The organism is Leptospira sarikeiensis (genome assembly GCF_004769615.1).
Classification (GTDB): Bacteria; Spirochaetota; Leptospiria; order Leptospirales; family Leptospiraceae; genus Leptospira_B; species Leptospira_B sarikeiensis.
Genome location: NZ_RQGF01000028.1, coordinates 305,104 through 319,521, shown reverse-complemented (window position 1 = coordinate 319,521; position 14,418 = coordinate 305,104). Strand labels below are relative to the sequence as shown.

Sequence of the window (14,418 nt, the reverse complement as noted above, 5' to 3'; positions counted from 1 at the left end):
GTATGGATTCGGACAGTCGTTCCACAGTAGCTTCTAAAAGAAAAAAAGAAACCTCCTCATCGGTTCGGCTTCTGAAAAAGCCAAATCCTCCTCGTCGTGGGAAGAAAGTGGATGCCGACTGGTGGAAAAACGCGGTCGTTTATCAAATCTATCCTAGAAGTTTTAGGGATTCCAATGGGGATGGGATCGGCGATCTAGAAGGTATTATCCAAAAGCTGGATTACCTCAATGATGGAACTCAGAACTCATTGGGGATCGATGCGATCTGGCTTTCTCCTATTTACCCTTCTCCTATGTTCGATTTTGGATATGATATTTCGGATTACGAAAGTATCGATCCAGTCTTCGGTAACCTGGAAACATTCAAACGTTTATTAAAAGAAGCTCATAAACGAAAGATTCGGATCATCATGGACTTGGTGGCCAATCATACTTCTCATCTTCATCCTTGGTTTATAGAATCCAAATCTTCTAAAAATAATCCGAAGAGAGACTGGTATATTTGGAAAGATCCTGTAAACGGAAATCCTCCGAATAATTGGATGGGTACTTTCGGTGGAAAGGCTTGGACCTTCGACAAAACTACAGAACAATATTATTATCATTCTTTCTTAGCGGAACAACCTGATCTGAACTGGAGAAATCCGGAAGTCAAGAAAGCGATCTTCTCTATGGTCAAGTTTTGGCTAGATATGGGAGTCGACGGTTTCCGTTTGGACGTGGTGAATCTATTCGTTAAGGATTCGGAACTCAGAAGTAATCCTCGTAAAAGATGGATCGCAAGACCTTTCGATCAGCAAAATCATATTTATGATCGTGATCGTCCTGAGATGCACGATATCCTAAAGGATCTTAGAAAACTTTTGGATTCCTACGGAGATAAAATGTCCGTGGGCGAAGTGATGATGGAGCCTCCGGGCACTAGCGCACTTCCTGCTTCCTATTACGGAGCGAAGGGCGATGAACTTCATCTAGCGTTCAACTTTGCTTTCTTTTATACTCCTTGGAAGGCCGAAAAATTCCGGGATGTGATCAAGGAATGGGAGAAGTACCTTAGAGATAAGGGTTGGCCGAATTATACATTAAGTAATCATGATTTTCGTCGCCATATCACAAGATATTCCAAAGGAAGAGAAACGGTCCAAAGAGCAAAAATCGCTGCACTAATGCTTCTTACCTTAAGAGGAACTCCGTTTTTATATTACGGGGAAGAGCTTGGAATGATGGACGAAAGAGTCCCTAAAAATCGGATCCAAGACCCTGTCGGAAAAAGATATTGGCCGGTTTATCCAAGCCGTGACAACTGTAGACTTCCTATGTGTTGGTCTTCCGACGTGAATGGCGGATTCAGCCAGGGCGAACCTTGGTTACCTGTGTTCTCCAGATACGAGAATGTGAATGTGGAAACACAATCCAGATCTATCGATAGTCTATTAAATTTTTATAAAAAACTGATTTGGCTACGCAAAGGAAATGAGATCCTGAAAAAAGGAACTCTTGCTTTGGATTACGATTCTCCTCCTGGTGTTCTTCAATACACTCGAGAATTCGAAAAGAAAAAATGTCTTATCATTTTAAACTTCGAGAATGAATCCAAAAAGATCGTAGCGAATGCGAACCGTACTGCACAGATCCTGATCTCCACTCATAGAAAGCCGGAGAAAATGGAGATCCCTGTAGTCTTCGAGATCGCACCGTATGAGGGAATGGTTTTAGAATATTAAACGAACCCGTTTTTTATTCTAAAAAATCATTACTATACTTTTTTCTCCAAACAAACGACGTTCGACTTAAATCCAACGTATCCTAGAGTCCTAAAAAGTTCTGGCAGTCGGGTCCTATTCGCTTATGATTGCGATAGCGGGTTCCCGTTCTTATAAAGGAAATACTATGACTCATCCAAACCATTTATCCGAAAATCCAGGATTGGCTTCTTATGATTTAACCGGTTACAAGGGGAATCGAGGTAAGAACTTTTACGAAGAAGATAAAATATTACAAAGGATCATCGATAGATACTCTGCAGATTATAAGGCAGATCATAAGAAGGCGATGGTCGATCATTTGAAAGGTTATGGAGAATTGGTCGGTGGTACCTTGGACGAGCTCACAGAGGCGTCTCACAAGGAAGGAAAATACGGAGAAGTAGTCAAATACGACAGATCCGGAAATAGGATCGATCAGATCGTATATTCTCATGAGCAAAAACTTTCCAGAAAAATTTCCTACGATTATGGTATCGTTAATTTAGATTTTCATGATGAATGGAAGTTTCCTTTTACGGACCTACATAGACAGGCATTGACCTATCTTGCAAACCAGAACGGAGAGGGAGGAGTCACCTGTCCTTTAGCAATGACCGAAGGTATGATCCGTGTACTCCAAGGGATTGGAACCGAGGAACAAAAAAAGAAATATCTACCTTTGGTAGCTGGTAAAGGATCCTTTTCTCATTTTATGGCGGGACAATACGTAACCGAAAGAGTGGGTGGAAGTAATGTAGGAGCCAACAGGACTATCGCCACGAAAGGTGAGAACGGAAAATGGATCTTAAACGGAGAAAAATGGTTTTGTTCCAATCCGGGAGATCTTTGGGTCACTACCGCTAAAATAGAAGATACGGAAACTGTTGGTTTATTCTTGGTCCCAAGGATCAAAGACAACGGAGAGCTGAACGGACATCATATATTAAGAAAAAAAGATATTATCGGTTCTAAAGGGAAACTCACCGTAGAGATCGTCTACGAGGACTTGGAAGCGGAAGCTTTAGGAAGGCCAGCACATGGGATCGCAAATTTGATCCGTTATGTGATCCGAACTTCCAGAGTGCATGTGGGCCTTGCCGCTTCCGGAATGTCCAGAAGGGCGTTTATGGAAGCAAGAGAGTATTCCCGCTACAGAACCGCTTATGGAAAGAAGATCCAGGATTTTTCCGCGTATTCCAGAGAACTTGCTGAGCTCCGAATTTTGTATGCAGCTTTAGTAATGCCGATCTTCAGAGGGATCGACTGGACCCAAAAAGGGATTTTAGCAGAACAAATTTCCACTCCTTTAATGAAATACAGATCCTCTTCCTTGTCTTCTCAGATCACTCATAGGGCGATCATGGCTCTTGGCGGTTCAGGGATTATCGGTGATTATACATGTCTTCCTAGATTGCATAATGATTGTATCATAAACGAAACTTGGGAAGGAACTCATTTGATCATTACGGATCATGCTTTAGGAGCGATGAATCGTACAAAGATCCGAGATTCGTATGTCTCAGAATTGAAGAAGAATTTCGATGCTGCAAAAAAATATCCTGAGCTGGAAGAGATCTCCAAATTGGGAGAATACTTACTCTTGGATTGGAATAAGAGTATAGAAGAAAAACCTAGAGAATGGAAAGAAACCTATAGAGTGGATCTTTCCGATCAGGCATATGGAGCTCTTGTTCTTTCCGAATTTTTAGAGCAGGCTGTATATGACCGAGTTTCCGGTGCAAAAAGATCCAAATTCGATTCTTTTGCAAAAGGATTTGGGGCCTTCTTGTTCAAAACACTTCCTAAAACTTACGGAGACTATGATTCCTTCCGCCTAGACCAGGAAGAAGTGGATGAGATCGTAAACTGGTAATTTTGTCTTAGATCCGTTCCTGCAGAATATATTTCTTATGAAGAAGTTTTTACCGCTCTTCGGAACGGTTCTGTTTTTGTTTGTCCCGATCTTTGAGCAGAAAGCCGAGTCGAGATCTATCCGAGACATTGCGACTCCGAAAGGTTGTGTTAGAGAAGAATATCCTAAGGGTTCCTACCAGGAATGGTTGAGAGATCTGGATTTAAAGCCTGATCCTAGGATCTTTTCCTACAAAGGCCAGGAAATTAAAAGAGAACTTTATAATGTTCATTCGGTTATCTCTAAACCATTACTTTTCGAGATCGATATAGAGCAATGTGCGGATTGGGGAATGAGATTTTGGGCGGACTATCATCGGGATTCCAAAAAGTTAAGCCGATTGTATCTTTATAATTATTCGGGAAAGAAGAGATACTACTCTTCCTACGGAAAAGATTATTTAAGTTTTTTGAAAGTAAGTTTCGATGAAACCAATTCCTGGTCTGTTAAGAAAGGTGCTAAAACCGTTTTGGAAGATAAGCTTGTTCCGGGAGATATGATCTTACAGAATGAGAACGGTGGAGTAGGGCATCTTTCCGTTTTGATGGATTCTTGCAGTTTTGCAGACGGTAAAAGATTATTTTTGATCGGTTATAGTTTTATGCCTGCACAAGAATTCCATATAGAAAGAAATCCGAATCGAAAAGACGGCTGGTATGATATAGCTAGCTTTGTTTCTTATTTAAAAGAATATTTTCCTTATGGAGAGCCTGTATTTAGGAGATTCTAACCGCGACAGCGATACGCAGATTGCGAAGCAGTCACGGTATCTCGCTCGGAATATATACTAGAATAATATGAATTATATACCGGGACCGGAGCGAAAGCGTAGATCGGAGTAGCGCGGTCCGAGCGTAGCGAAGGAGTCGCCCCTCGTGCCCGGACCGAAAGAAAATTTTTAAGCCAGTTTAGGAGCAAAAACTTTCTCCATATGCGCCTGTGGAATTGCTCCCACTACTTTTTCCGCAATCTCTCCACCTTTAAAAAGGATAAGGGTCGGAATGGATTGGACTCCGAATTGTTGAGCCAGTTCAGGCTTTTCGTCAATATTGACTTTTACTACGGTGACTTGTCCAGGATGAGCTTGGGCAAATTTTTCCAGCTCAGGAGCGACCATTTTACAAGGACCGCACCATTCGGCCCAGAAATCCACTAGAATGGGCTTTTCGTGTGTTTTAAGTAGTTCGTTGAATGAACCAGGCATTGTGTTTTCCATACAGAGATTAGACCCATTCTAAATCCAAATGGACAATCTGTTTTTGGATCTTGGGAGGATTTTTTGAAGGGTGGAGAGACTGTTTTGGCAGGATTTTCGATACATTAAAAAAGGGGCTTAAGTCAGCCCGGAATCAACCGAGGCGGAGTATATTTCTATTTTATAATATACAGAAATGTCTCCGCCTTTTGTTTTTATCTTAATAAATTTCTAAGTGCCGTTTCCAAATTAGGATATCTGAATTTGTATCCTAATTCCTGAAGTCTTCTCGGCACGACTCTTTGTCCGTGAGTTGCTACGATAGAACCTTCGCCCATTGCGAGTGAAACTGCAAATGCAGGCATTCTTGTGAATGCAGGCCTTCCTAAAGTTTTTGCAAGCACCTTGCTGAACTGTTCGTTTGAGAGTGGTTCCGGAGATACTAGGTTGTATGCTCCTCTTGCTTGTTCCTTACGTAGTAAAAATAAAATTGCAGAGAGTTGATCTTCGATATGGATCCAGGATAGGACTTGGTTTCCGCTAGCGATCGGGCCACCTGCGAATAATTTGAATGCGGGTAGCATAGAAGAAAGCGCTCCGCCTTCCGTAGTCAATACGACTCCTGTTCTTAATAGTACCGTTCTGATCCCTACTTTCTCCGCTTCTAAAGCTTCTTCTTCCCAATCTTTGCAGAGAGAGCCGAGTTCATCTTCTGCTGCGGGACTATCTTCGTCGAAAGGAGGTGTTCCACTTTCGTAGGATCCATAGATACCGATTGCCGAGGAATTGAATAATGTTTTTGGTGCGAATTCTCCTAAGGAGCTGAGTCTTGCGACTAAATCCCTTGTGAAATCCACTCTAGAAGATCTGATCTTTTGTTTGTATTCCGGAGTCCATCGGACTGCGATCGGTTCTCCAGCAAGATTGATGAGTACGTTCACTCCTTCCAAGTCTGCTCTTGTAGGAAGAGATCCGATCCTTACATCCCATTCAGAAATTCTTTGTAAACGAGGTGGTAATTTTCCACTGCGGCTAAAAATCCGAACTCTATATCCTTCCGCCTTTAAGCGGATTGCCAGCATGGATCCTATGAGTCCAGTGCCGCCGGTGATTCCAATTAGCATTTTGCAAACCGCTCCTTTTTCTTTGTTCCGGAAGAATTAAAAAGTTTTTGCCTAATTTCTTTCCGGGATCATGATTCGAAATCGGTTTTCTTTCGACAAGAAGAAAGGAAATCCTGGTTGCTTCCCGGAAAGGAAATCGATATCGTTGGGAAGGGAGTATTTTCAGAAATTGAACGCTGTTTCAAAAATTTGGGCCCTCGTTTTCGTAGCGGGTCTGGTTCTTTCTAATTATTATCTATATTCTACTACGAATTCCAAATTGGAATCTTATAAATCCGAGCCTCCTTTTTTACGATTCGATTTCACGGATTCTTATCTGTCGGATCGTTCTTCCCAAGCTCCTTATTTAGCGGATGGAAATTTGGAGACTAAATGGAGAAAATTGCGTCCTTCTAACAGAGAAATGGACTTTGATCTGGAGTTAAGGCTTTCTCATCGTTTGAAGAACGGTTCTTATGTTCCTACAAATTGGAAAGAGATCCGAGTCATTGCATGTTCAAATCAAACTCCGCCTCTTTCTTTGAAAGTTTTGGAAAGAGAGGCGATCAATGTGGACAAAGAATCAAGATTGCCGGATGATACTGAGTATTTAAATACCATATTGGATTTTTCAAAATCGAATGTAGTCAGTATTCCTCTTAATAAAGCGGCAGGGATTGTTCCCCAAAAAGAATATCCGAATGGAATTTGGATTTGGTCTGTCCAAGGAACTTTTGCAGTCTCGGGACAAGGATCCTGTATTCAGGACATCCAAATTATAGAATAGATTTTTGATCTATCCGGGAGTTCGTTTTGAAAGAAGAAGGAAAGGATCTTCCGTTTTATTCTGCAGGTAAAAGAGAAGGTTTACTGATCTTATTCAGTGCAGTTCTTTTTACTTCTTCTGTTTTTGAAGAGGTCCGAATTCTATTTATCGCTCCGGTCCTTCTTTTTCTTTTCTTAATACTGGGTCGTTTGTTCGGATTTAGATCTTTATTCTATTTAAACATCCCGTTATTCGTTTTATCTTTTATTAATATATTTCCTTACGCCAAAAATTTATGGCCAGGAACTTTGATCCTCGCATTGCTCTTCTATTTTTTGTTTTATAAAAGGATCAAAACAGATGGGCTTTTGGGTTGGTGGAGAAGAGGGGAATTTTCAAGTAGCGTCTTAGGATTTTCCGTTTTATTCATTCTGGCTGCAAGTTTAGCTCTCGTTCTCTGGTTTTATTTGCTGTCCCCTGATATTAGCGATATTAAAGATAATTTTCCGAAAGGAGAATTATGGGTTTTGATTTCTGCAGGGATCGGTTTCGCAATTTTGAATGCGATTGCGGAAGAGTTTTTGTTTAGAGGGATCTTATTCGAATCTTTTCTGAGCGCGAATATTTCAATTAGATTGTCTTGGATCTTACAGGCGATTAGTTTCGGGATCTTACATCTGCATGGATTTCCTAGAGGTTGGATCGGAGTCGGACTTGCTTGTATTTACGGTTTGATGACCGGCTGGATCCGAATATTGAGTAAGGGGATCGTATATCCAATAGCAGTGCATTTTTTCGCGGATATCACGATCGCAACCATCGTTCTATTTTTTGCGACTTAGCTCCTTGCAAGGCCCTACTGGTTTTCTCGTTTTTCGAATTTATAGTTGCTTTTAGCAACTATTTGGGGCAATATTTTCCTATGAAAGGTTATATAGACTCTATTCGAGAATTTAATCGATATTACACGAATGCTCTCGGGCTTTTAAATAATCATTTTCTGAACAGTGAATATTCTCTAACTGAAGCCAGATTATTATATGAGATAGGACATTCTAAAGGTATTACTGCTGTCCGGTTGGCTCGTTTGTTAAATTTAGATAAAGGTTATTTAAGCCGAACAATTCAACAATTTGAAAAGAAAGGAATTATAAAAAGGACTGCAAACCGTGAAGATTCTCGTATTCTTCATTTGGAACTTACAAAAAAAGGAAGAGAGGTGATGTCTAAATTGATCCATGCTTCTAACTTACAGATCTCTGACTTGATCAAGAATTGTTCCGACACTGATAAAATGGAATTGGTGTCTTCTATGAATTTTGTCAGAAGGACTTTTTCTAAAGAAGTTTCTCCTGTGATCTATCGTGAAGCAAAAGTCGGTGATCTTGGTTATATGATCCATAGACAAGCAGTATTGTACGAAGAAGAATATCAGTTCAACAATTCGTTCGAAGAATACTTAATATTGGGAATGTCGGAGTATTTGAAACATAAATCTAAATTCGATAAGGTTTGGGTAGCCGAGTCGAACGGAAAGATTGCAGGCGCAATCGCGATCCTTTTTTCTAAGAAAAAACTTTCTCAGATACGTTGGTTTTATACGGAACCTAATTTCAGGAATCTGGGAATTGGGAAAAATTTGCTTTCTCTGGCAGTAGAGTATGCGAAGTCCAAAAACGTTTCTATTTTTCTGTGGACCTTGAGTAATTTAGATTCCGCGAGAAGTTTATATAAACGTTATGGTTTTACCTATTCCGAATCTAAACCGAATCATATCTGGAAAAAAGGTTTAATGGAAGAGAAATGGATGCTGGAAGATTTCTAACTAAGAATGAATTGCTGAGGGTTTTGGAGAAAGATTTTGCTTAGCTAGGTAACCTTGAAATTTTGCAAAAAGCCCCCACCCTGAATCGGGTGGAGGGGAGGGCTTTCGTGGGAAGGCGCGGTTTTTCTCTATCATAGAATTTCAATTTATGCAAGCGCGATTTATATTAGAATTTTATGTAGGAGCTCCTACAAATCGTTTCGAAATTTAACTTGTGAAAGGTGGGTTTTTCTGCGATAGAAGATTTCCACCGCTACGCTCCGGCCCCCACCCATCAGGGCGGGGTCTGAGGATTTTGTATGAACTAATGGGAATTTTCATTCAGCAATGCTCTCTTACGACAAGATTTAGAATCGAAGAGCTCGAGCTGAAAAGATTTCTGAATTCGAAATTGTAAACTCTCTACGAGTAGCTAGGTTGATCCGTTTTAAAACTTAGAAATAGAATTTCTCTCGATGGGTCGAAATTCTGTGCAGTCTCACTTCGTGTTAGACTTGGCTCCACGGCGTCTCAAGCTTGCCCCGACGCAGTTGCCCATCCTGGCCAACTATGCTCTGGGGCGTCCTTTACACTCGCTTCGCCATCCATGGCTTGCGGCGTATTTGCGACGCTCTCTACGGATCGCTGCAAATACTTTCGTGCAAAAGCTTCAAGCCACTTTGAATCTTTTTGATTAAGTTAAATTGATCTTTTTGATAGAAGAAAACTGGGGTGAACGACGGGGCTTGCCGTTACGCAGTCTCGCATCCTGCTCGACTTGGCTCCACGGCGTCTCTTGCTTGCCTCGACACATCCTGTGTCTCGGTCGCGTTCATTTACGCTTCCGATGGGTCGCTATGAACGCTTTCAAGCATTCGCTTCAAGCCCTAACATTATTGATTGTTTGAATTATTTTCTGATCTAAGGAAGAAAACTGGGGTGAACGACGGGGCTTGAACCCGCGACAGCCAGAACCACAATCTGGAGCTCTACCAACTGAGCTACGTCCACCATGTTTGGTGACCCGAGAGGGATTCGAACCCCCGACCCACTGCTTAGAAGGCAGTTGCTCTATCCAACTGAGCTACCGAGTCTTTTGCTTTGTAAAAGAGGGATTCGGGATGACAGGAGTTGAACCTGCGACCCTCTGTACCCAAAACAGATGCGCTACCACTGCGCTACATCCCGGATCGAAGTCCATAATTTCGCAGAAGGTCGAGGTGTCAAGTCGCTTGTTTATTTGTTTGAGAGAGTTTTTTCAGGTGCTCTAAAATGATATCTTCGGCCGGGGCTTTGATGATGGCCTTTTCGAAGGCTTTGCGAGCTTCTTCGGTTTTTCCCAATTTGGAAAGTAGAACTCCGAAAGAATCCAAATAGGCTGGATTTTCGGGATCCAATTGAAGTGCTCGTTTGATATTCTCCATCGCCATTTTGATCTCTTCCGGATTTGGCTCTTTTCCTTCCAAAAGAAGATAAGCTACGGAGTTTAAGCTGTTTTTTTGGTCGGGCCTCAATCGTAGGATCCGTAGATGTGTTTCTACTGCAGCCTTGATGTCTCCGGATTTTTCCAAAGCGGAGGCTTTTAGAGAAAGTAGAATGATATCGTCCAAAGAAAGTTTAAGCCTTTCTTCCGTTTTTTCCAGAGCGGTCTTATAATTCCCGGTCCGTATCAAAGAGTAGATCATCATACGGAAAGCGTTGTCTCTCTCGGAGAATTTAGGGAATTCTTCCATCAATTCTTCTATCACGGACACGCATTTTTTGTGATTTCCGGTCCGAGAGCAACATATTGCGAAATTATAAAGTAGTTCCGGGTCTTTTCCGGACTCAGAAATTTCCCTGTCTATAAGAGTAATAGCGAAAGTATAATTCTCTTTTAGAATTTCAGTGAAAATCCTTCTTTTCGCAGGGATCTTTCTTTGAGTCTTTTTTTCCATTATTTCGATCTTACCCGGATCCTTTTTCTAAATTCTTCCAATTCATTTCCGGAAGTTTGATCCAGGCTTAAAGGTGTGATCGGGATCTTCCCACGAAAGAATATATCGAAGTCGGTACCTTCTTCCTGTACATGTCCAAGATCGGATCCACCCAAAAAGAAATCGGAAATTCCTCCAATGATCGGTTTGGATTCGTACGTATCCACATAGGTTCTTTTTCCGAGTCTTGCAACTTGTATGGAGGAAAGAGAACTCTCGAACTTTTCGGGAATATTAATATTATAAACCGTTCCTGGCAAAAATTCTTCTAACCAAACGTTTAATATGTCTTTAACTAATTCTGCTTCCCTTATGTAATCGTAAGTTTTATCCCAATTTCCGGAACTCACCGCTACACTTCTATAATTATGGATCGCTCCATGCCTTGCAGCTCCGACTGTTCCGGAGTAATGAACATCGTGGCCCATATTCACTCCTCGATTAATCCCTGATAAGACTAGATCGATTTTAGGAAAGATATTCCCATGCAAGCCTATGTTCACACAATCGACGGGAAACCCATCCACGATATAATGGTTTTCGTTTACTCTTTCTACTCTTAAAGAATCGTGAATACTAAGTGCCATAGAAGTGGCGGAACGTTCCTTTAACGGAGCTATTAGGAAAGTATTATGCTCTTTTCCTAAAACTTTTTCGAGCGCAAGAATTCCATTTGAAGAAATTCCGTCGTCGTTAGTGATTAATATGTTCATATTATAAATTAAGGAAGAGAAGGGTTAAACGACGTTTTTATTACGAAATACATTGTTACTGGAAGTGAGAACGTAAGAATAAATGTGAATATGTTTATCATTAAGGAATCCCTAAACTTTATATCATAAATATAGGAAGTTCCTCGGACCAAAACTGCGATAAAAAATCCATAATGTATGGAATATAAAGTGATAACCCCGAATTGCCCTTTGAGTCCTAATTGGGCTAGTAGAATTGCCCAGGCTGCGATGGAAATAAAAAGGGATAAAGAAAATTTTGCAAAACGTACCGTAATATTAGCATTTCCCTTTTTACCTTTTGATTGTGCGAAGCCGTCGATAATGTATGCGATTATATAAGGTAAGAATAGGAAGAACAAAAAATGAGCCGCTGTAGCGACTACAAATTGTATGAAACTTCTGCCTGTAAATGGTGGAGATATAAATACATACCCTCCGCCTGCACTTACGGAAGCCAAAACTAGGATCAGGATACTTATAATTTTAAGCGGGCGCGTCCCCCAAGAGGAGATTACATTTTCGACTCTGAACGGTTCGAATAAAACCGCGTCTAAAAGATCTATAAATCTACTGAATAATTCTTTGAACACGGATCTTCTTACCAAGCCATTGACTGAGGATATAGGACTAATACCGGAGAACGTTTGAGTTCCTGTAGGAATATTTTTTCTCCACCGAAAAATCCTCCTGACTTCGCTTGCAAAAGTTGGATCAGTTTATCCAAAGGATTTACTTCTTCTTCATATAAAGGTAATATACCGTCGTAATTGCAAAGTTTGGAAAGTTCTTTTAAGGCTTCTCGTCTGCCTCCGATATCATCCACTAATTTGTTTCTGAACGCATCTTGTCCCGAGTAAACTCTACCTTCTGCCATTGCTTCTACGAATTTTACGGTTTGATTTCTTCCTTTTGCGACATCTTCGATGAATTCTTCATACGTATCCGAAAGCATTTTTTGGATCATAGCATCTTCTTCCGGGGTATTGTCCCGAAAAAGAGAGAGTGAATCCTTATACTTTCCTTCTTTAAACGTCCGGACTTTTACTCCATATCTTTCCAGTAGCCCTTTGATATTCGGAGCGATCGCGATAACTCCGATCGAACCGGTAAGAGTTCCACCTAACGCGAAAATTTTGTCCGCAGCGGAAGCTATATAATAACCGCCTGAGGCAGCGATGTCCTTCATGGAGACGACTACCTTCTTATTTTTTTCTTTTCGAAGATACATCAACTCTTGGTAGATCTCTTGAGAAGCTCCTACGGAACCCCCCGGAGAATTGATCTCGATCAAAACCCCCACTATATTCGAGTCGTCTTCGATCGATCTGAGTTGTTCCAATACGGTTTGCGCGCCGGCGGAATCATAGCTGGAATGACCGGAGTGAATTTCTCCTTCGATCTTAACTAAGACCGCTCCCAACCTGTCGGTCCCAAAGCCGGAACCTGCATCTACTTTTGTAAGCTTGGAAGAGGATAGGTTGGACACTAAATTGATAAGTCCTACGAACAAGGAAAGAATAGTGACAACAAAGGTGACTGCTAAGGCGATACGGTTTCGATCCACAAAATAGATTGGAACTCGGTACGTATCCCCTGTCAATGAAATAGCGAGGCATCATCCCATTTGGGGGAAGTAGAAACGGGGAATTAGCGAAAATATTTCATTTCAAAGAGGAGTTGCCAGATGCCTTTATTGTCCTACTTGACAAACTTTTGTCTAAGGAATTATTCATGTCATCGCGAATTAAGGAGTCTATCTTTGTTTAAAAAAGTTATTCTTTTTATAATATTCATCTCTTCGATCGTGAGTTGTTCTTCCTTCGGAGAAGTCGTAATTTTCCGAGACAATTTCAAAAAAGCTCATATTGTAAATTTAAAGATGTCTCAAGATTCGTATGAAGAACAGCCCGAGAGTTGGCGTCAATACAAAGTTATTCTTGATTTTACTCGAGAGATTGGTGATACGAAGGTGGTTCCTACAATCGTTAGATTTACGATTTTCGGCTCCGGATTAAATAATTCTCTCGAGCGAACCGGATTTATAAAGATCGGAACTAAAAGTACGGATTTAGTTTTCGGAAATGTCGGGACTCAATCCGTTACTACCTATAGTTCCAGCTCCTCTACTTCGAGTGGAGGGCTAGACAATTTTGGTAAACCGATAGTCGGCCAAAAAACGAGCGTAAGCGTGAGTAGTAAGGTTCATAAAGAGTTTAGCGGAACTTTCTTAATATCTTCTGAGCAAGAGCAGGAGATTCTAAAAACAAATTCGTTCGTAATTCGATTTTATGCAGGAGCTTGGCCAATCACCATTGCCTTTACGGATTATGATCTGGATACCGTAAAATACTATTTAAAAGCGAAGCCCGGGATGGAGTCTGATTAAGTTTTTGGGCTTTATTAATTAATTATTATATTTGGGATAACGTTGTTTTGAACTAGCTTCCATAGATCAATTTTTTATTAGAATTATGCATAAATACGCTGTTGACTTGTCGGAAGTCCAACATTGATTGGATTGTATCTATATTGGAGATTTGAATGTTTAGAAGGTTATTCGCTATATCCTTATTATTAATATCAGCAGTTGGTTGCACTTTTGGAGTCGTGAGGATTACAAAAGATAATTTTAAGAATTCACACACGGTTAACTTAAAATTAGAACTGAAGTCTGAAGAATCTATATTAGGGACTCTAATAGACACCCCATTTACTAAATACCGCGTTGAAATGGATTTTACCAGAGAGATCGGAGAGGGTAAATTGGTTCCTACAATAGGAAGAGTCACTGTCTTCGCGACTACCCAAAATACAGGGCTTGAACGTAGCGGTTTTTTGAAGATTGGAGAAAAAATGAGCCAATTGGCTTTCGGAAATTCTTCCGTTCAATCGGTAACTACTACGGTAACTAGAAGTAATGCTCAAGGTGGAAATACTTCAGCTCCCTCTTACGGTTATGGAGCAGGAACAGGCACTGGGGTTACTACTAGTAGCAGTACTCATCTTAGATTAAATACAACTTTCCTACTAAAGAAAGAAGAAGAAGATGAAATTCTGAAGTCGAACAGCTTTACGATAAGATTCTATTCTGGTGCGGAGCCGATTACCGTCGTAATCGAAGAGAGTGATCTGGATAAATTTAAAGAATATCTAACTGCTCGACCTGAATAAGGAATTAATATA

Annotated in this window: 14 protein-coding genes and 3 tRNA genes; 8 read left to right on the top strand and 9 right to left on the bottom strand. The window is 40.7% G+C overall.

Going from position 1 to position 14,418, the window contains the following annotated elements:
- Positions 1-2 precede the first annotated feature (2 nt).
- From EHQ64_RS12800 to EHQ64_RS12790, 3 genes are all read left to right on the top strand, one after another.
- On the top strand, positions 3-1,724 hold the full coding sequence (locus tag EHQ64_RS12800; RefSeq protein WP_135649863.1) for an alpha-glucosidase: 1,722 nt from the start codon (positions 3-5) through the stop codon (positions 1,722-1,724).
- Between the two features lie 166 nt (positions 1,725-1,890).
- Positions 1,891-3,618: an acyl-CoA dehydrogenase family protein gene (locus EHQ64_RS12795; protein WP_135650569.1), complete on the top strand. Its 1,728-nt coding sequence runs from the start codon at positions 1,891-1,893 to the stop codon at positions 3,616-3,618.
- A gap of 37 nt (positions 3,619-3,655) precedes the next feature.
- Positions 3,656-4,387, top strand: a complete 732-nt coding sequence (locus tag EHQ64_RS12790; RefSeq protein ID WP_135649862.1) for a DUF4846 domain-containing protein — start codon at positions 3,656-3,658, stop codon at positions 4,385-4,387.
- Between the two features lie 168 nt (positions 4,388-4,555).
- Here EHQ64_RS12790 and trxA read toward each other — a convergent pair whose 3' ends face one another.
- Together trxA and EHQ64_RS12780 are read right to left on the bottom strand one after the other, a co-directional pair.
- Entirely contained in the window at positions 4,556-4,861 is a 306-nt protein-coding gene (trxA, locus tag EHQ64_RS12785; RefSeq protein ID WP_135649861.1) for a thioredoxin, read from the bottom strand.
- Between the two features lie 206 nt (positions 4,862-5,067).
- Entirely contained in the window at positions 5,068-5,976 is a 909-nt protein-coding gene (locus tag EHQ64_RS12780) for a TIGR01777 family oxidoreductase (protein ID WP_135649860.1), read from the bottom strand.
- Positions 5,977-6,145: 169 nt separating this feature from the next.
- On the opposite strand from EHQ64_RS12780, the gene EHQ64_RS12775 reads away from it, so the two are divergent.
- The 3 genes from EHQ64_RS12775 (at position 6,146) to EHQ64_RS12765 (ending at position 8,546) form a co-directional block, all read left to right on the top strand.
- Entirely contained in the window at positions 6,146-6,742 is a 597-nt protein-coding gene (locus tag EHQ64_RS12775) for a hypothetical protein (RefSeq protein ID WP_210410853.1), read from the top strand.
- Between the two features lie 26 nt (positions 6,743-6,768).
- Complete coding sequence (locus EHQ64_RS12770) at positions 6,769-7,563, top strand: CPBP family intramembrane glutamic endopeptidase (RefSeq protein ID WP_135649858.1); 795 nt, start codon at positions 6,769-6,771, stop codon at positions 7,561-7,563.
- Between the two features lie 80 nt (positions 7,564-7,643).
- A complete protein-coding gene (locus tag EHQ64_RS12765) occupies positions 7,644-8,546 on the top strand; it encodes a bifunctional helix-turn-helix transcriptional regulator/GNAT family N-acetyltransferase (protein ID WP_135649857.1) in 903 nt (300 codons plus the stop codon).
- 914 nt (positions 8,547-9,460) lie between these two features.
- On the opposite strand, the gene EHQ64_RS12760 is transcribed toward EHQ64_RS12765, so the two are convergent.
- From EHQ64_RS12760 to sppA, 7 genes are all read right to left on the bottom strand, one after another.
- Positions 9,461-9,536: transfer RNA gene (locus EHQ64_RS12760), tRNA-His, on the bottom strand.
- A gap of 6 nt (positions 9,537-9,542) precedes the next feature.
- Positions 9,543-9,619, bottom strand: a tRNA-Arg gene (locus EHQ64_RS12755).
- A 22-nt stretch (positions 9,620-9,641) separates the two neighbouring features.
- Positions 9,642-9,713 (bottom strand) — tRNA-Pro (locus EHQ64_RS12750).
- A 35-nt stretch (positions 9,714-9,748) separates the two neighbouring features.
- Positions 9,749-10,462 carry a tetratricopeptide repeat protein gene (locus EHQ64_RS12745; protein WP_135649856.1) on the bottom strand — a complete coding sequence of 238 codons (714 nt, stop codon included), beginning with the start codon at positions 10,460-10,462 and terminating at the stop codon, positions 9,749-9,751.
- A complete protein-coding gene (gene surE / locus EHQ64_RS12740) occupies positions 10,462-11,214 on the bottom strand; it encodes a 5'/3'-nucleotidase SurE (RefSeq protein WP_135649855.1) in 753 nt (250 codons plus the stop codon). Before surE ends, EHQ64_RS12745 begins: the two co-directional genes overlap by 1 nt.
- A gap of 8 nt (positions 11,215-11,222) precedes the next feature.
- Entirely contained in the window at positions 11,223-11,825 is a 603-nt protein-coding gene (locus tag EHQ64_RS12735; RefSeq protein ID WP_135649854.1) for a hypothetical protein, read from the bottom strand.
- 8 nt (positions 11,826-11,833) lie between these two features.
- Positions 11,834-12,799: a signal peptide peptidase SppA gene (gene sppA / locus EHQ64_RS12730; protein WP_135649853.1), complete on the bottom strand. Its 966-nt coding sequence runs from the start codon at positions 12,797-12,799 to the stop codon at positions 11,834-11,836.
- Between the two features lie 195 nt (positions 12,800-12,994).
- On the opposite strand from sppA, the gene EHQ64_RS12725 reads away from it, so the two are divergent.
- Entirely contained in the window at positions 12,995-13,621 is a 627-nt protein-coding gene (locus tag EHQ64_RS12725; protein WP_135649852.1) for a hypothetical protein, read from the top strand.
- Between the two features lie 155 nt (positions 13,622-13,776).
- Positions 13,777-14,406 carry a hypothetical protein gene (locus EHQ64_RS12720; protein ID WP_135649851.1) on the top strand — a complete coding sequence of 210 codons (630 nt, stop codon included), beginning with the start codon at positions 13,777-13,779 and terminating at the stop codon, positions 14,404-14,406.
- Positions 14,407-14,418: the final 12 nt, after the last annotated feature.